Source organism: Chitinolyticbacter albus (assembly GCF_024437655.1).
GTDB lineage: Bacteria > Pseudomonadota > Gammaproteobacteria > Burkholderiales > Chitinibacteraceae > Chitinolyticbacter > Chitinolyticbacter albus.
This window is the reverse complement of the sequence record NZ_JANBVF010000016.1, coordinates 82,862-97,933: the sequence shown is the minus strand read 5'-3', so window position 1 is coordinate 97,933 and position 15,072 is coordinate 82,862. Positions and strand designations below refer to the sequence as shown.

Here is a 15,072-nt window from a genome sequence, read left to right as displayed (position 1 = left end):
CGCACCGATCGCCATGGAACAAGGTCTGCGCTTCGCCATCCGTGAAGGCGGTCGTACCGTCGGCGCCGGCGTCGTTGCCAAGATCATCGAGTAAGGACTGGTCATGCAAAGCCAAAAAATCCGTATCCGTCTGAAGGCGTTCGATTACGCACTGATCGACCGTTCGGCTCAGGAAATCGTCGAGACCGCCAAGCGCACCGGCGCCGTGGTCAAGGGCCCGGTTCCGCTGCCGACCAAGATCGAGCGTTTCGACGTCCTGCGTTCGCCGCACGTCAACAAGACGTCGCGCGACCAGTTCGAGATCCGCACTCACCTGCGCCTGATGGACATTGTCGATCCGACCGACAAGACCGTTGACGCGCTGATGAAGCTGGATCTGCCGGCTGGCGTGGATGTAGAGATCAAGCTGCAGTAATCCTTGAGTCGCAAGCGCGCTAAGTGCTTGCGGCAAAAGAAAAAGCTGTGCTAGTATCGCGGGCTTACCGTTTCTTTGACGGTAAGCCCGTTTATTTTTAACTGGTTATTAGCCGATCAATCGCAATCGGCCCTGTAAAGGAAATAACTATGAGCTTAGGTCTTGTCGGTCGCAAAGTCGGCATGACTCGCGTCTTTGCTGAGGATGGTGCATCCATCCCGGTAACGGTGCTGGACATGTCCGCAAATCGCGTCACGCAAATCAAGTCCGCAGAAACTGACGGCTATGCAGCCGTCCAGGTGACCTTCGGTGCCAAGAAGGCCAATCGCGTCAACAAGGCGGAAGCCGGTCATTTTGCTAAGGCGGGTGTAGAAGCCGGTCTGGCGCTGGTCGAGTTCCGTGTTGCTGCCGAAAAACTGGCTGATCTGAAGGCTGGCGACGCGCTCTCCGTTGAGCTGTTCGCTGCCGGTCAACTGGTCGATGTCACCGGTACCTCCCAAGGTAAGGGTTTCTCGGGTGTTATCAAGCGTCACAACTTCAGTTCCAACCGTGCTTCCCACGGTAACTCGCGTTCGCACAACACGCCGGGTTCCATCGGTCAGGCGCAGGATCCGGGTCGTATCTTCCCGGGCAAGCGCATGGCGGGTCAGTTGGGCAACGTGAAGTCCACTGTGCAGAACCTCGAAGTGGTTCGCATCGATGTCGAGCGTCAATTGCTGCTCGTCAAGGGTGCGGTTCCGGGTTCCAAGGGTAACGACGTTGTCGTGCGCCCCAGTGTCAAGGCAGGTGCGTAATGGAACTGAAAGTCATCAATGCATCGGGCGAGGCGCAAGCCGCCGTCGCCGGTTCCGATGCCCTGTTCGCGCGTGAATTCAACGAAGCGCTGGTGCACCAGGTTGTCACCGCCTACTTCGCCAACGCGCGCAGCGGCAATCGTGCTCAGAAGGATCGTTCTGAAGTCAAGCACACCACCAAGAAGCCGTGGCGTCAGAAAGGTACGGGCCGTGCTCGTGCCGGTATGAGCTCGTCGCCGCTGTGGCGTGGTGGTGGTAAGACCTTCCCGAACAGCCCGGACGAGAACTTCAGCCAGAAGGTCAACCGCAAGATGTTCCGTGCCGGCATCGCGACCATCCTGTCGCAGCTGGTGCGTGAAGAACGCCTGGTGGTGGTCGATTCGTTTGCGCTCGAAGCGCCGAAGACCAAGGCTTTCGTGCAAAAGCTCGAAGCGCTCAAGCTGGATTCGGCCCTGATCGTGACCAAGGAGCTGGACGAGAACCTGTATCTCGCTTCCCGCAACTTGCCGAACGTGCTCGTGCTCGAGCCGTCCCAAGTCGATCCGGTCAGCCTCGTCCGCTTCAACAAGCTGGTCCTGACCCGCGATGCGCTCCAGGCTCTCGAGGAGATCTACGCATGACGCAATTTACCGAAAACCGTCTGCTGCAGGTTCTGCGTGCACCCATCGTCTCCGAAAAGAGCACGCTGGTGGCCGACAAGAACGAGCAGATCGTATTCCGCGTCTCCACCGATGCGACCAAGAGCGAGATCAAGGCAGCAGTCGAACTGCTGTTCAAGGTCAAGGTCCAGGGCGTGACCGTGGTGAACGTCAAGGGCAAGTCCAAGCGTTTTGGCCGTTTCAACGGTACCCGCAAGGACTGGAAAAAGGCTTATGTCAGCCTGGTTCCGGGTCAAGAAATTGACCTTGCAGCCGCGCAATAAGGAGACTTGAACATGGCATTGGTTAAAGTAAAACCGACGTCCGCTGGTCGCCGCGCCGTTGTCAAGGTGGTGAACCCGGACCTGCACAAGGGCGCTCCGTACGCCCCGCTGCTGGAATCGCAAAGCAAGACCGCTGGCCGCAACAATCGCGGCGTGATCACAACCCGTCACAAGGGTGGTGGCCACAAGCAGCACTATCGCCTGATCGACTTCAAGCGCAACAAGGACGGTATCCCGGCCAAGGTTGAGCGCCTGGAATACGATCCGAACCGTACCGCCAACATCGCGCTGCTGTGCTATGCCGATGGCGAGCGTCGCTACATCATCGCCCCCAAGGGCCTGAAGGCTGGCGCTACCGTACTGTCCGGTCCGGAAGCCCCGATCAAGGTCGGCTCGGCCATGCCGATCCGCAACATCCCGGTCGGCTCGACGATCCACTGCGTGGAACTGCAGCCTGGCAAGGGTGCGCAGATCGCGCGTTCGGCTGGCGCTTCGGTGCAGCTGCTGGCTCGCGAAGGTGCTTACGCTCAGCTGCGTCTGCGTTCGGGTGAAATCCGCAAGGTGCACATCGACTGCCGCGCCACCCTGGGTGAAGTCGGTAACGAAGAACACAACCTGCGCTCGTACGGCAAGGCCGGTGCGAAGCGTTGGCTGGGTATCCGCCCGACCGTCCGCGGTACTGCGATGAACCCGATCGATCACCCGCACGGTGGTGGTGAGGGTCGTACTGGTGAAGGCCGTGTGCCGGTTAGCCCGTGGGGCCAGCCGACCAAGGGCTACCGTACCCGCAACAACAAGCGTACTGACGGCATGATCGTTCGTCGTCGTCCTGCGAACAAGGGGTAATTGAACATGGCACGTTCTGTCAAGAAGGGTCCGTTCGTTGACCTGCACCTGATCAAGAAGATCGAGGCTGCGCGCAATTCGAACGACAAGCGCCCGATCAAGACCTGGTCGCGTCGTTCTACCGTTCTGCCGGACTTCGTCGGTCTGACGATCGCTGTGCACAACGGCAAGCAACACGTTCCGGTCTACGTGAACGAAAACATGGTTGGCCACAAGCTGGGCGAGTTCGCGCTCACCCGCACGTTCAAAGGCCATGCCGCGGACAAAAAAGCCAAGCGCTAAGGTGAAGACATGCAAGTATCCGCTGTACTGAGCAATGCTCGCCTCTCCGCACAGAAAGCTCGGCTGGTCGCAGACCTGGTTCGTGGCAAGCCTGTGGAGCAGGCCATCAACATCCTGACCTTCAGCCCGAAGAAGGCCGCAGTCCTGATCAAGAAGGTACTGGAATCGGCTATCGCCAACGCTGAACACAATGACGGCGCCGATATCGACTCCCTCAAGGTCAAGACCATTTTTGTGGACAAGGGTCCGTCCCTCAAGCGTTTCTCTGCCCGTGCCAAAGGCCGCGGCAACCGCATCGAGAAGCAGACCTGCCACATCACGCTGACTGTGGGCGACTAAGGAGCGATTATGGGTCAGAAAATTCATCCGACGGGTTTTCGTCTCGCCGTCACCAAGAACTGGGCCTCGCGCTGGTACGCCAACAGCCGTAATTTCGGCAAAATGCTGACCGAGGACATCGAAGTTCGCGAGTTTCTGAAGAAGAAACTGGCTAACGCTTCGGTGAGCCGCGTCATCATCGAGCGCCCTGCCAAGAATGCCAAGATCACCATCTATACCGCACGTCCGGGTGTGGTGATCGGCAAGAAGGGCGAGGACATCGAGCTGCTCAAGAAAGAGCTGCAGAACGTTCTCAAGGTGCCAGTGCACGTCAACATCGAAGAAGTGCGCAAGCCGGAAATCGATGCGCAGATCATCGCCGACAGCATCTCGTCTCAGCTGGAAAAGCGCGTGATGTTCCGTCGTGCCATGAAGCGCGCGATGCAGAACGCCATGCGTCTGGGTGCCCAGGGCATCAAGATCATGTCGTCCGGCCGTCTGAACGGCATCGAAATCGCCCGTACCGAGTGGTACCGCGAAGGCCGTGTGCCCCTGCACACCCTGCGCGCGGACATCGACTACGCGACCAGCGAAGCCAAGACCACGTACGGCATCATCGGTATTAAGGTTTGGGTTTACAAGGGCGAAGTGAAGCCTGGCGAGAAGGCCGCTGAGCCGGCGCCGGAAACCCAGCGTAAAGCACGAAAGGGGCCTCGTAATGCTGCAGCCAACTAGACTCAAGTACCGCAAGGTACAAAAGGGCCGTAACACTGGTATCGCAACCCGCGGTAACAGCGTGGCATTCGGCACCTGGGGCCTGAAGGCCACGTCGCGCGGTCGTCTGACTGCGCGCCAGATCGAATCGGCGCGTCGTGCCATCACCCGCTATATCAAGCGTGGTGGTCGCGTGTGGATCCGTGCGTTCCCGGACAAGCCGATTTCGACCAAGCCGGCCGAAGTGCGTATGGGTAACGGTAAGGGTAGCCCGGATTACTGGGTTGCCGAAATTCAACCTGGCAAGGTGCTGTACGAACTGGACGGCGTGAGCGAAGAAATTGCTCGCGAAGCGTTTCGCCTGGCTTCGGCCAAGCTGCCGTTCGCGACGACCTTCGTCACTCGTCAAGTGGGGCAATGATGAAAGCTGCTGAACTTCGTCAAAAGTCGGTCGACGAGCTCAAGGGCGAACTGACTGCCCTCTTGCGTGCCCAGTTCGGTCTGCGCATGCAGGCCGCTACCGGCCAGCTCGCCAAGAACACCGAGATCAAGCGTGTGCGCAAGGATATTGCGCGCGTCCGTACCATCCTGGCCCAGAAGGCGGCGTAACATGAGCGAAGCGAAACTGAAGCGCACGCTGACCGGTCGTGTGGTTAGCGACAAGATGGACAAGACTGTTACCGTGCTGGTGGAGCATCTGGTCAAGCACCCGCTCTACGGCAAGGTGATGCGTCGTTCCAAGAAGTATCACGCACACGACGAAACCAATCAGTATCACGAAGGTGACCTGGTCGAGATCGCGGAAGGTCGTCCGCTGTCGAAGACCAAGAGCTGGGTGGTTACCGAGCTGGTCGAAAAAGCACGCGTGGTCTGATTTTTAGACTGCTCTAGTGCTTGCACGGGCATTGTACTTCACGTACAATGCCCGTTTTTCCGTCTTGCGATGGAGTCACATCCATCGTGTTTTTCCCCTTTCGGGGTCCAAAACTGGCTGCGTCTTGGCCCGGTTTTGCCGGGCACTGTTCCGGTCTTGCCGAAACATTCGCAGATTAAGTTGGAGGTTGTTTTTCCATGATTCAAATGCAATCCATGCTGGAGGTTGCTGACAACACCGGTGCACGCAGCGTTATGTGCATCAAGGTGCTGGGCGGCTCCAAGCGTCGCTATGCGGCAGTGGGCGACATTATCAAGGTGACCATCAAGGATGCTGCCCCCCGTGGTCGCGTCAAGAAGGGTGATGTGTACAGCGCTGTGGTGGTTCGCACCGCCAAGGGCGTTCGCCGTGCCGATGGTTCGCTGATCAAGTTCGACGGCAATGCCGCCGTGCTCCTTAACAACAAGCTGGAGCCTATCGGCACCCGTATCTTCGGACCGGTCACGCGTGAATTGCGTACCGAGCGCTTTATGAAGATCGTGTCGCTGGCGCCGGAAGTGCTGTAAGGGGAACGGGATGAAAAAGATTCGCAAGGGCGACGAAGTCGTCGTCATCACCGGTAAGGACAAGGGTCGTCGCGGCACTGTGCTGCGCGTTCTGCCGACCGAAGACCGTATCGTGGTTGAAGGCATCAATGTGGTGAAGAAGCACCAGAAGCCGAACCCGATGCGCGGCCAGCAAGGCGGCATCGTGGAAAAGACCATGTCGATTCACGTTTCTAACGTGGCGATTTTCAATGCGGCTGCCGGCAAGGCGGATCGCGTAGGCTTCAAGGTCCTCGAAGACGGCAAGAAAGTCCGCGTCTTCAAGTCGACCGGCGAAGTGATCGGCGGCTAAGGGGTAGAACATGGCTCGTCTGCAACAGGTTTATCAAGAAAAAATCGTTCCGGCGCTCATCGAGCAGTTCGGTTACAAGTCGGTCATGGAAGTGCCGCGCATCGAAAAAATCACCATCAACATGGGTGTGGGTGAAGCGGTCGCTGACAAGAAGGTCATGGAGCACGCTGTTGGTGATCTGGAAAAGATCGCTGGCCAGAAAGTGGTCGTGACCAAGGCCAAGAAGTCGATCGCCGGCTTCAAGATTCGTGACGGTTACCCGGTTGGCTGCAAGGTCACCCTGCGTCGTGATCGTATGTATGAATTCCTGGATCGCCTGGTCACCATCGCGCTGCCGCGTGTGCGTGACTTCCGTGGTATCCCGGCCAAGTCGTTCGACGGCCGCGGCAACTACAACATGGGCGTGAAGGAACAGATCATCTTCCCGGAAATCGAGTACGACAAGATCGATGCTCTGCGCGGGATGAACATCACCATCACGACCACCGCCAAGACCGACGACGAAGCGCGCGCCCTGCTGGCCGCCTTCAAGTTCCCGTTCAAGAATTGAGGCGAACATCATGGCTAAACTCGCACTGATCAAACGCGAAGAAAAGCGCCGCGCCACCGTCGCCAAGTTTGCCGCCAAGCGCGAAAAGCTGCTGGCCGTGGCCAATGACGTGAACGCGAGCGAAGAAGAGCGCTTTGCCGCTCGCTTGTCGCTGCAACAACTGCCGCGCAACGCCAGCCCGGTTCGTACCGGTACCCGTTGCTCGATTACCGGCCGCCCGCGCGGCGTGTACCGCAAGTTCGGCCTTGGCCGTAACAAGCTGCGCGAACTTGCTATGAAGGGTGAAATTCCCGGCATGGTCAAGGCTAGCTGGTAATAGGGGAGAAATAACATGGCAATGCATGATCCTATCGCCGATATGCTGACCCGCATCCGTAACGCACAGCGTGCGGACAAGGGCACCGTGGCCATGCCGTCTTCGAAGCTGAAGGTGGCTATCGCTAAGGTGCTGCAGGATGAGGGCTATATCGAATCGTTCGCCGTCGCTGGCGAAACCAAGCCCGAGCTCACCATCGAGCTCAAGTACTACGCCGGCCGCCCGGTCATCGAGCGCATTGAACGCGTTTCGAAGCCTGGTCTGCGTATCTACAAGGGCGCAACGGATATTCCGCAAGTAATGAATGGTCTTGGCGTGGCAATCCTGTCGACGTCCAAGGGTGTGATGACCGATCGCAAAGCGCGTGCCAATGGTGTTGGTGGCGAGCTGCTTTGCATCGTCGCGTAATGAGGTGAACCAATGTCTCGTGTAGCGAAGAACCCGGTCGTCATCCCGTCCGGCGTGGAAGTGAAGATCGCTGACGGCGCGATCGTTGTGAAGGGTGCCAATGGTTCCCTGTCGCAAGCAATCGCCGGCAACGTCGAAGTCAAGGTCGAAAACAACGAAGTCACGTTTGCGGCCAAGGACGGCAGCAAGCCCGCTCGTGCCATGTCCGGCACGTTGCGCGCACTGGTCAACAATATGGTGACCGGTGTGAACAAGGGCTTCGAGCGCAAGCTGAACCTGGTTGGCGTGGGCTATCGTGCCCAGGCCCAAGGCGACTCGCTGAACCTTACCCTCGGTTTCTCCCATCCGGTGGCGCATCCGATGCCCGCTGGCGTGAAGGTGGAAACCCCGTCGCAGACTGAAATCATCCTGAAGTCTGCCAACAAACAGCTGCTTGGTCAGGTCGCTGCCGAAATCCGCGCATACCGCGCGCCGGAACCCTACAAGGGCAAGGGCGTTCGCTATTCGGACGAAGTGGTTGTTCTGAAAGAAACCAAGAAGAAGTAATCGAGGCTGAATCATGGACAAGAAAGAGACTCGACTCCGCCGCGCACGTAAAACTCGTGCCAAGATTGCGGAGCTCAAGGTGGTGCGCCTGTCGGTGCACCGTACCAACAGCCACATCTACGCGCAGGTCATCGCTGCCGACGGTAGCAAGGTGCTTGCGAGCGCCTCGACCGCCGAGAAAGAGCTGCGTGACCAGGTCAAGAACGGCGGTAGCGTTGACGCCGCCGCTCTGATCGGCAAGCGCATCGCCGAAAAGGCACGCGCTGCAGGTGTGGAAAAGGTTGCGTTCGACCGCTCCGGTTTCCATTACCACGGTCGCGTGAAGGCATTGGCTGATGCTGCTCGCGAAGGCGGCCTCGTCTTCTAATTTGGAGTGATCAAATGGCTAGGAACGAAGTAGAAGATCGCGGCGACGGCCTTCGCGAAAAAATGGTGGCCGTGAATCGCGTCACCAAGGTCGTGAAGGGTGGCCGTATTCTCGGCTTCGCCGCTCTGACCGTCGTAGGTGACGGCGATGGCGGCGTTGGCATGGGCAAGGGCAAGTCCAAGGAAGTGCCGGTTGCCGTGCAAAAGGCCATGGAAGAGGCGCGTCGTCGCCTGTCCAAGGCTCCGCTGAAGAATGGCACCGTGCCGCACACCGTCGTGGGCCGTCATGGCGCCACCACCGTGTTCATGCAGCCGGCGCCGGACGGTACCGGTATCATCGCCGGTGGCCCGATGCGCGCTGTGTTCGAAGTGGCCGGCGTGCAGAACGTCACCGCCAAGATCCACGGTTCGACCAATCCGTACAACGTGGTTCGTGCCACGCTGGACGGTCTGGCTAAGCTGAGCACCGCGAGTGAAATCGCGGCCAAGCGTGGCAAGACGGTCGAAGAAATTCTGGGGGATGCGTGATGTCCGATACCAAGAAAATCAAGGTGACCCTGGTTAAGAGCCTGATCGGTCGCCTCGAAGCTCACCGCGCCTGCGCGCGTGGTCTCGGTCTGCGCAAGCTGAATAGCTCGGCTGAAGTGATCGACACCCCGGCCAACCGCGGCATGATCAACAAGATCAGCTATCTGCTGAAGGTGGAGGGCTAATCATGTCTCTCGTACTGAACAACCTCAAGCCCGCCGAAGGCTCGACCCACGCCAAGAAGCGTGTCGGTCGCGGCATCGGCTCCGGCCTGGGCAAGACTGCAGGTCGCGGTCACAAGGGTCAGAAGTCCCGTGCAGGCGGCTTCCACAAGGTTGGCTTCGAAGGCGGTCAAATGCCGCTGCATCGTCGCCTGCCCAAGCGTGGTTTCGTCTCGCTGGCCAAGGGCAAGAGCGCCGAAGTTCGCCTGGGCGATCTGAACGCGCTGCCAGTCAATGAAATCGACTACGCGGTACTGCTGCAGGCCGGTGTGATTGGCCAGCACGCACTCGCCGTCAAGGTTATCGCATCGGGCAAGATCGAACGCGCCGTCACCCTGAAGGGCATCGCTGCCACCAAGGGCGCACGCGCTGCGATCGAAGCAGCCGGCGGTAGCATCGTCGAGTAACACGCTCTTAGCAGAGGCGGAAACGTGGCAAATCCCGGTATGGCATCCGCAAGCTCCAAGTTTGCGGATCTGAAAAAGCGAATCTGGTTTCTGGTCGGCGCGTTGATTGTGTACCGTATTGGTGCGCATATCCCCGTGCCGGGCATCAATCCGGATGAGTTGGCGAAATTGTTCAACTCCTCGCAAACCGGCCTGTTGAACATGTTCAACATGTTCTCGGGCGGTGCGTTGTCGCGCTTCACCGTGTTCGCAATCGGGATCATGCCGTACATCTCGGCGTCGATCATCATGCAGCTCGGCGCCGAGGTGTTCCCGTCGCTCAAGCAGCTGAAGAAAGAAGGCGATGCCGGTCGTCGCAAGATCACGCAGTACACGCGTTATGCGACCGTGCTGCTGGCGACCGCGCAAAGCTTCGGCATTGCCATCATGCTGCTCAAGCAGCCTGGTCTGGTGATGGCGCAAGCACAGTCACTGTTCGTGTTCACGGCGGTGGTCACCCTGGTGACCGGCACCATGTTCCTGATGTGGCTGGGCGAGCAGATCACCGAGCGCGGTATAGGCAACGGGATTTCGATCCTGATCTGTGCCGGTATCGCGGCTGGCGTGCCGAGTGCCATCGTCAAGACCCTGTCGCTGGTGCAAGCCGGCAGCCTGCACGAGATCATGGCGCTGTTCCTGGCCGTGGCCGTGGTGCTGCTGACTGCTGCGGTGGTGTTCGTCGAGCGCGGCCAGCGCAAGGTGCCGGTGCAGTACGCCAAGCGTCAGGTGGGTAACCGCGTGATGCAGGCGCAAAGCACGCACCTGCCGCTGAAGATCAATATGGCGGGTGTGATTCCGCCGATCTTCGCTTCGTCGATCATCCTGTTTCCCGCTACCGTGCTGTCGTGGACCGGTAACAGTGAATCGCTGCGCTGGCTCAAGCTAGTTGGTGACGAGCTGCATCCGGGCAAGCCGGTGTATGTGCTGCTGTATGCGGCCGCCATCATCTTCTTCTGCTACTTCTACACGGCCCTGGTTTTCAATCCCAAGGAAACCGCGGACAACCTGAAGAAGAGCGGAGCGATGATTCCGGGTTATCGCCCGGGCGAGCATACCGCCAGATATATCGAGAAGCTGATCCTGAAGCTGACCTTGGTCGGCGCGGTGTACATCACCGTGATTTGCCTGATTCCCGAGTTCCTGATCCTGAAGTGGAACGTCCCGTTCTATTTCGGTGGCACCTCACTGCTGATTCTGGTGGTGGTGACCATGGATTTCATGGCTCAGATGCAGTCCTACGTGCTGTCGCATCAGTACGAAAGCCTGCTGAAGAAGGCGAACTTCAAGGGCGCCTAAGACGCTGGTAGAAGACCAATCTTTATGGCAAAAGAAGACGTCATTCAGATGCAGGGCGAAGTCCTGGAAACGCTGCCCAATGCAACGTTCCGGGTCAAGCTTGAAAACGGACATGTGATTCTGGGTCATATCTCCGGCAAGATGCGGATGCACTACATCCGCATCCTTCCGGGTGACAAAGTTACGGTGGAACTTACACCGTACGATCTGACCAAGGCTCGCATCGTATTCCGGACGAAGTGATTCTCCGGGATTTCACTTAAGTAGAAAGGACCAGAACGATGAGAGTTCAAGCATCGGTCAAGAAAATCTGCCGCAACTGCAAGATCATCCGTCGCAATCGCGTCGTTCGCGTGATCTGCACCGACCCGCGGCATAAGCAGCGTCAGGGCTGATTGAGCTATACGGCTACTGTTGCTATAATCCGCAACTTTTTGGAAGAACCTGGGGTAAAGAAGTATGGCCCGTATTGCTGGGGTTAACATCCCTAATCATCAGCATACTGTGATCGGCCTTCAGGCAATCTACGGCATTGGTCGCACCCGCGCCTACGCCGTCGTCGCCGCAACCGGCATTGAGCCGAGCAAGAAGGTTAAGGATCTCAGCGAAGCTGAACTCGACAAACTGCGTGAAGAAGTCGGCAAGTACACCGTTGAAGGTGACCTGCGTCGCGAAGTCACCATGAGCATCAAGCGTCTGATGGACCTTGGCTGCTTCCGTGGCTTCCGCCATCGCAAGGGCCTGCCGGTTCGTGGTCAACGCACGCGTACCAATGCGCGCACCCGCAAGGGCCCGCGCAAGCCCATCGCCGGCAAGAAGTAATTCGGCCCGGTTGAATTAAAGGATTTTTAGTATGGCTAAAGCAAACACAGTGCGTGTACGGAAGAAAGTCAAAAAGAGCGTGTCTGAAGGCATTGCGCATGTACATGCGTCCTTCAACAACACGATCGTGACCATCACCGATCGCCAAGGGAATGCACTTTCTTGGGCTACCTCGGGCGGTGCTGGTTTCAAGGGCTCTCGGAAAAGTACACCCTTCGCGGCACAGGTTGCTGCGGAGCACGCTGGTAAAGTTGCCCAAGAATATGGTGTGAAGAACCTTGAAGTCCGTATCAAGGGTCCTGGTCCGGGTCGTGAATCCGCAGTGCGCGCTTTGAACGCACTCGGCTTCAAGATCACCAGCATTTCGGATGTGACGCCGGTGCCGCACAACGGTTGCCGTCCTCCGAAAAAGCGTCGTATCTAATCCCGGAGTAGAACATGGCTCGTTATATTGGACCCAAGTGCAAACTCGCACGTCGCGAAGGCACGGATCTTTTCCTCAAGAGCGCACGTCGTTCGCTCGACAGCAAGTGCAAGCTGGAACAAGCCCCAGGCCAGCACGGCGCTAAGAACACCCGTCTGTCGGATTACGGCGTTCACCTGCGTGAAAAGCAAAAGATTCGCCGCATTTATGGCGTGCTGGAACGTCAGTTCCGTCGTTATTTCGAAGAAGCCTCGCGCCGTAAGGGCTCGACTGGCGAGAACCTGCTCAAGCTGCTTGAGTCGCGTCTCGACAACGTCGTGTACCGCATGGGCTTCGCCTCGACCCGTGCCGAAGCGCGCCAACTGGTGTCGCACAAGGCTGTCGTGGTGAATGGCAAGGTCGTCAACATCCCGTCGTTCCAGGTCAAGACCGGCGATGCCGTCAGCGTTCGCGAAAAGGCGAAGAAGCAAGTGCGCATTCAAGAAGCGCTCTCGCTGGCTGAAGGTATCGGCTTCCCGAACTGGGTTGCCGTCGACAGCAAGAAAATGGAAGGCGTGTTCAAGAGCGCGCCAGAGCGTTCCGATCTGTCCAGCGACATCAACGAATCGCTGGTCGTGGAATTCTACTCCAAGTAATTAAGCTGCCCCGGAAAGGCCAAGGGATACTGATACATGCAAAACCTCGCTAATGAGTTGCTCAAGCCGCGCATCATCGACGTGCAGGCTCAATCGATCGCCCAAGCTCGGGTGGTGATGGAGCCGTTCGAGCGCGGTTACGGCCATACGCTCGGTAACGCCCTGCGCCGCATCCTGCTGTCCTCGATGCCCGGGTTTGCGCCGACTGAGGTGAAGATCGAAGGTGTCGTCCACGAATACAGCGCGCTCGATGGCGTGCAGGAAGACGTGGTCGACATCCTGCTGAACCTCAAGGGCGTGGTGCTCAAGCTGCACGGCCGCGAGGCCGTTACGCTGACGCTGACCAAGGATGGCGCTGGCGTCGTCAAGGCCGGCGACATCCAGGTGCCGCACGACGTGGAAGTGGTCAACCCCGACCACGTCATCGCGCACCTGTCGGCAGGCGGCAAGCTGAATATGGAAATCAAGGTTGAAAAGGGCCGTGGCTATCAGCCGGCACCGGCGCGCGTGAACCGTGAGGAATCGCGCAGCATCGGTACCATCCAGCTGGATGCCTCGTTCAGCCCGATCCGTCGCGTGGCCTACTCGGTCGAAAGCGCGCGGGTCGAGCAGCGTACCGACCTTGATCGCCTGATTCTCGAGATCGAGACCAATGGCATCCTGACCCCGGAAGATGCAGTGCGCCAAGCCGCCCGCATTCTGGTGGACCAGCTTGCCGTGTTCGCCGATCTCGAAGGCACCCCGGTCGAAGAAGAGAAGCCGGCTGCACCGCAGATCGACCCGATCCTGCTGCGCCCGGTCGATGATCTCGAGTTGACCGTTCGTTCGGCCAACTGCCTCAAGGCAGAGAACATCTACTACATCGGCGATCTGATCCAGCGCACCGAAACCGAGCTTCTCAAGGCGCCGAACCTCGGCCGCAAATCCTTGAATGAAATCAAGGAAGTGCTTGCCTCGAAGGGCCTCAGCCTGGGCATGCGCCTCGAAAACTGGCCGCCGGCCGGCTTGGACAAGCCGTAACCGGTCAAGGTAAAGGAACTGACAAATGCGTCACCGTTTAGGTAATCGTAAACTCAACCGTACGTCTAGCCACCGCCAAGCGCTGCTGCGCAACCTGGCGAATGCGCTGCTGCGTCACGAAGTCATCAAAACCACGCTGCCGAAGGCCAAGGAACTGCGTCGTGTCGCAGAACCGCTGATCACCCTCGGCAAGGCACCGTCGCTGGCGAATCGCCGCCTGGCATTCGACCGCACCCGCGATCGCGAGATCGTGGTCAAGCTGTTCGACGTGCTGGGACCGCGTTATGCGGCCCGCAATGGCGGCTACCTGCGTATCCTGAAGTGCGGCTTCCGCGCTGGCGACAATGCGCCTATGGCCTTTGTCGAACTGGTGGACCGTCCGGAAGATGCTGAAGTGGTCGAAGCCGGCGAGTAATCGCGGCTTGGATGACGACAAAGGCCAGTGCTTGCACTGGCCTTTGTTTTTGGCTCACGCGGATGGCTCGGCATCCGGCATGGTCGGCGCCGGCATCTCGCCGGGCCCCGGCAGCAATGGGCGCAAGGCTATGACGGGCAAGGCGTCATAGCCATGCCAGTGCAGCGCAGCCTGCAGTGCCGCGTCACGCACAAGCGCGTAGGCGCCGTCCATGCTCAGCTGCGTGAGATCGGCAACGGCACGGTAATCGTGGGGAAGGGCCGCGTCGTACCAGCCATGCGCGAGGTGGCGCGACAGCGCCGTTGAGATCATGACCAGCCTGACCCGAGGTTCGGTGAGTTGGCGTTCATCCATCAGGTGGGCAAGCAGCGTGGGCAGACGCCAGCGCCGTACCAGGCCCAGCTGGATTTCAAATAGTGTGTACCCCAGCACGCTGCGCTGCGCATCCCGGCTGCGCAGCCGCGTGTTTTCACGCATCAGTCGTTCGATGGACATCGCGAGCTGTGGGGCCTGCAGCCAGATCAGTATTTCAGCAGTGTCGTGCAGCAGCGAAGCGGTGATGACCTCGGTGGGATCGATGTCATGTCGCTTGGCGGCAATGTGCTCCGCAATACGCGCGGCCAGCGCGGCGCGCGACAGCATGCGCTGTACGCCATTTAACGCGTCGGCATGTTGTGCCAGCTGTACCTCCACCGTCAGCGCGTTGCCAAACTGGCGCAGGAAACCACGCGCCCCGATCATCAGCAGCACCCGCTCCACCGTGTTCACATCGGTGATCTGGCTATGTTGACGGTTGCGCTGCAGATGGCGGATCACCTGCAGCGACAACAGTGCATCCCGATTGATGGGGCCGGCGATATCGTGCAGGCTGATCTCGTCGACGCTCCCCTGCAATGCTTGCAGCTGCCTCTGAGTGTGATGCAAGATCGGCAGCTCGCAGTCGGCCAGGTGATTGACCCAGGATTCGAGCGAGGGCAGGGGGTGGGTGAGCATGACATCCGATCGATGGCGAAGATG

At 59.0% G+C, this 15,072-nt stretch carries 31 protein-coding genes; 30 read left to right on the top strand and 1 reads right to left on the bottom strand.

All coding sequences use genetic code 11. The features are described 5' to 3' along the window. From NLI84_RS11470 to rplQ, 30 genes are all read left to right on the top strand, one after another. On the top strand, window positions 1-94 hold a 94-nt coding region (locus NLI84_RS11470; RefSeq protein ID WP_081413055.1), incomplete at its 5' end, for an EF-Tu C-terminal domain-related protein. Between the two features lie 9 nt (window positions 95-103). Next, on the top strand, window positions 104-415 hold the full coding sequence (gene rpsJ, locus NLI84_RS11465; RefSeq protein WP_148714539.1) for a 30S ribosomal protein S10: 312 nt from the start codon (window positions 104-106) through the stop codon (window positions 413-415). Window positions 416-564: 149 nt separating this feature from the next. Then, window positions 565-1,209 carry a 50S ribosomal protein L3 gene (gene rplC / locus NLI84_RS11460; protein ID WP_255990264.1) on the top strand — a complete coding sequence of 215 codons (645 nt, stop codon included), beginning with the start codon at window positions 565-567 and terminating at the stop codon, window positions 1,207-1,209. Further along, window positions 1,209-1,829 (top strand): 50S ribosomal protein L4, encoded by a 621-nt coding sequence (gene rplD / locus NLI84_RS11455; protein WP_255990263.1) that lies wholly within the window; start codon window positions 1,209-1,211, stop codon window positions 1,827-1,829. The genes rplC and rplD overlap by 1 nt, the downstream gene beginning before the upstream one ends. Further along, complete coding sequence (rplW, locus tag NLI84_RS11450; RefSeq protein ID WP_148714542.1) at window positions 1,826-2,131, top strand: 50S ribosomal protein L23; 306 nt, start codon at window positions 1,826-1,828, stop codon at window positions 2,129-2,131. Before rplD ends, rplW begins: the two co-directional genes overlap by 4 nt. A gap of 12 nt (window positions 2,132-2,143) precedes the next feature. Further along, window positions 2,144-2,977, top strand: coding sequence for a 50S ribosomal protein L2 (gene rplB, locus NLI84_RS11445; RefSeq protein ID WP_255990260.1), 834 nt, complete (start codon window positions 2,144-2,146; stop codon window positions 2,975-2,977). A 6-nt stretch (window positions 2,978-2,983) separates the two neighbouring features. Then, the gene (rpsS, locus tag NLI84_RS11440) at window positions 2,984-3,259 is read left to right on the top strand and encodes a 30S ribosomal protein S19 (protein ID WP_255990259.1); all 276 of its coding nucleotides are present in this window, start codon (window positions 2,984-2,986) and stop codon (window positions 3,257-3,259) included. Between the two features lie 9 nt (window positions 3,260-3,268). Then, entirely contained in the window at window positions 3,269-3,598 is a 330-nt protein-coding gene (gene rplV, locus NLI84_RS11435; RefSeq protein ID WP_148714545.1) for a 50S ribosomal protein L22, read from the top strand. 9 nt (window positions 3,599-3,607) lie between these two features. Further along, window positions 3,608-4,312 carry a 30S ribosomal protein S3 gene (gene rpsC / locus NLI84_RS11430; protein ID WP_255990258.1) on the top strand — a complete coding sequence of 235 codons (705 nt, stop codon included), beginning with the start codon at window positions 3,608-3,610 and terminating at the stop codon, window positions 4,310-4,312. After that, a complete protein-coding gene (rplP, locus tag NLI84_RS11425; protein WP_148714547.1) occupies window positions 4,296-4,712 on the top strand; it encodes a 50S ribosomal protein L16 in 417 nt (138 codons plus the stop codon). Before rpsC ends, rplP begins: the two co-directional genes overlap by 17 nt. Beyond that, window positions 4,712-4,900: a 50S ribosomal protein L29 gene (rpmC, locus tag NLI84_RS11420; protein ID WP_148717452.1), complete on the top strand. Its 189-nt coding sequence runs from the start codon at window positions 4,712-4,714 to the stop codon at window positions 4,898-4,900. The genes rplP and rpmC overlap by 1 nt, the downstream gene beginning before the upstream one ends. Window position 4,901: 1 nt before the next feature. Further along, window positions 4,902-5,165: a 30S ribosomal protein S17 gene (rpsQ, locus tag NLI84_RS11415; RefSeq protein WP_255990256.1), complete on the top strand. Its 264-nt coding sequence runs from the start codon at window positions 4,902-4,904 to the stop codon at window positions 5,163-5,165. Between the two features lie 197 nt (window positions 5,166-5,362). After that, entirely contained in the window at window positions 5,363-5,731 is a 369-nt protein-coding gene (gene rplN / locus NLI84_RS11410; RefSeq protein WP_255990255.1) for a 50S ribosomal protein L14, read from the top strand. Between the two features lie 10 nt (window positions 5,732-5,741). Beyond that, complete coding sequence (gene rplX, locus NLI84_RS11405) at window positions 5,742-6,062, top strand: 50S ribosomal protein L24 (protein ID WP_255990253.1); 321 nt, start codon at window positions 5,742-5,744, stop codon at window positions 6,060-6,062. A gap of 10 nt (window positions 6,063-6,072) precedes the next feature. After that, window positions 6,073-6,612 carry a 50S ribosomal protein L5 gene (gene rplE / locus NLI84_RS11400; RefSeq protein ID WP_255990252.1) on the top strand — a complete coding sequence of 180 codons (540 nt, stop codon included), beginning with the start codon at window positions 6,073-6,075 and terminating at the stop codon, window positions 6,610-6,612. A gap of 10 nt (window positions 6,613-6,622) precedes the next feature. Continuing rightward, window positions 6,623-6,928 carry a 30S ribosomal protein S14 gene (gene rpsN, locus NLI84_RS11395; protein WP_255990250.1) on the top strand — a complete coding sequence of 102 codons (306 nt, stop codon included), beginning with the start codon at window positions 6,623-6,625 and terminating at the stop codon, window positions 6,926-6,928. A gap of 15 nt (window positions 6,929-6,943) precedes the next feature. Next, window positions 6,944-7,336, top strand: coding sequence for a 30S ribosomal protein S8 (gene rpsH, locus NLI84_RS11390; RefSeq protein WP_255990248.1), 393 nt, complete (start codon window positions 6,944-6,946; stop codon window positions 7,334-7,336). A gap of 12 nt (window positions 7,337-7,348) precedes the next feature. Then, on the top strand, window positions 7,349-7,882 hold the full coding sequence (gene rplF / locus NLI84_RS11385) for a 50S ribosomal protein L6 (RefSeq protein WP_255990247.1): 534 nt from the start codon (window positions 7,349-7,351) through the stop codon (window positions 7,880-7,882). Between the two features lie 13 nt (window positions 7,883-7,895). Further along, window positions 7,896-8,249: a 50S ribosomal protein L18 gene (gene rplR, locus NLI84_RS11380; RefSeq protein WP_255990245.1), complete on the top strand. Its 354-nt coding sequence runs from the start codon at window positions 7,896-7,898 to the stop codon at window positions 8,247-8,249. A 14-nt stretch (window positions 8,250-8,263) separates the two neighbouring features. Continuing rightward, window positions 8,264-8,776 carry a 30S ribosomal protein S5 gene (rpsE, locus tag NLI84_RS11375; protein WP_255990244.1) on the top strand — a complete coding sequence of 171 codons (513 nt, stop codon included), beginning with the start codon at window positions 8,264-8,266 and terminating at the stop codon, window positions 8,774-8,776. Next, window positions 8,776-8,961 (top strand): 50S ribosomal protein L30, encoded by a 186-nt coding sequence (gene rpmD, locus NLI84_RS11370; RefSeq protein WP_255990243.1) that lies wholly within the window; start codon window positions 8,776-8,778, stop codon window positions 8,959-8,961. The genes rpsE and rpmD overlap by 1 nt, the downstream gene beginning before the upstream one ends. Before the next feature lie 2 nt (window positions 8,962-8,963). Beyond that, a complete protein-coding gene (rplO, locus tag NLI84_RS11365) occupies window positions 8,964-9,404 on the top strand; it encodes a 50S ribosomal protein L15 (protein ID WP_255990242.1) in 441 nt (146 codons plus the stop codon). Between the two features lie 39 nt (window positions 9,405-9,443). Beyond that, a complete protein-coding gene (gene secY, locus NLI84_RS11360; RefSeq protein WP_255990239.1) occupies window positions 9,444-10,739 on the top strand; it encodes a preprotein translocase subunit SecY in 1,296 nt (431 codons plus the stop codon). A 24-nt stretch (window positions 10,740-10,763) separates the two neighbouring features. Continuing rightward, window positions 10,764-10,982 (top strand): translation initiation factor IF-1, encoded by a 219-nt coding sequence (gene infA, locus NLI84_RS11355; RefSeq protein ID WP_148714560.1) that lies wholly within the window; start codon window positions 10,764-10,766, stop codon window positions 10,980-10,982. Between the two features lie 38 nt (window positions 10,983-11,020). Beyond that, window positions 11,021-11,134 (top strand): 50S ribosomal protein L36, encoded by a 114-nt coding sequence (gene rpmJ / locus NLI84_RS11350; protein WP_018748524.1) that lies wholly within the window; start codon window positions 11,021-11,023, stop codon window positions 11,132-11,134. A gap of 64 nt (window positions 11,135-11,198) precedes the next feature. After that, window positions 11,199-11,561: a 30S ribosomal protein S13 gene (gene rpsM, locus NLI84_RS11345; RefSeq protein ID WP_255990238.1), complete on the top strand. Its 363-nt coding sequence runs from the start codon at window positions 11,199-11,201 to the stop codon at window positions 11,559-11,561. Between the two features lie 31 nt (window positions 11,562-11,592). Then, window positions 11,593-11,985, top strand: coding sequence for a 30S ribosomal protein S11 (gene rpsK / locus NLI84_RS11340; RefSeq protein ID WP_053939957.1), 393 nt, complete (start codon window positions 11,593-11,595; stop codon window positions 11,983-11,985). 14 nt (window positions 11,986-11,999) lie between these two features. After that, complete coding sequence (gene rpsD, locus NLI84_RS11335; RefSeq protein ID WP_255990237.1) at window positions 12,000-12,620, top strand: 30S ribosomal protein S4; 621 nt, start codon at window positions 12,000-12,002, stop codon at window positions 12,618-12,620. 36 nt (window positions 12,621-12,656) lie between these two features. Next, window positions 12,657-13,640 (top strand): DNA-directed RNA polymerase subunit alpha, encoded by a 984-nt coding sequence (locus NLI84_RS11330; protein ID WP_255990236.1) that lies wholly within the window; start codon window positions 12,657-12,659, stop codon window positions 13,638-13,640. A 25-nt stretch (window positions 13,641-13,665) separates the two neighbouring features. Continuing rightward, window positions 13,666-14,055, top strand: a complete 390-nt coding sequence (rplQ, locus tag NLI84_RS11325) for a 50S ribosomal protein L17 (protein WP_148714564.1) — start codon at window positions 13,666-13,668, stop codon at window positions 14,053-14,055. A 54-nt stretch (window positions 14,056-14,109) separates the two neighbouring features. On the opposite strand, the gene NLI84_RS11320 is transcribed toward rplQ, so the two are convergent. Continuing rightward, a complete protein-coding gene (locus NLI84_RS11320) occupies window positions 14,110-15,048 on the bottom strand; it encodes an HDOD domain-containing protein (RefSeq protein ID WP_255990234.1) in 939 nt (312 codons plus the stop codon). Between the last annotated feature and the right edge of the window lie 24 nt (window positions 15,049-15,072).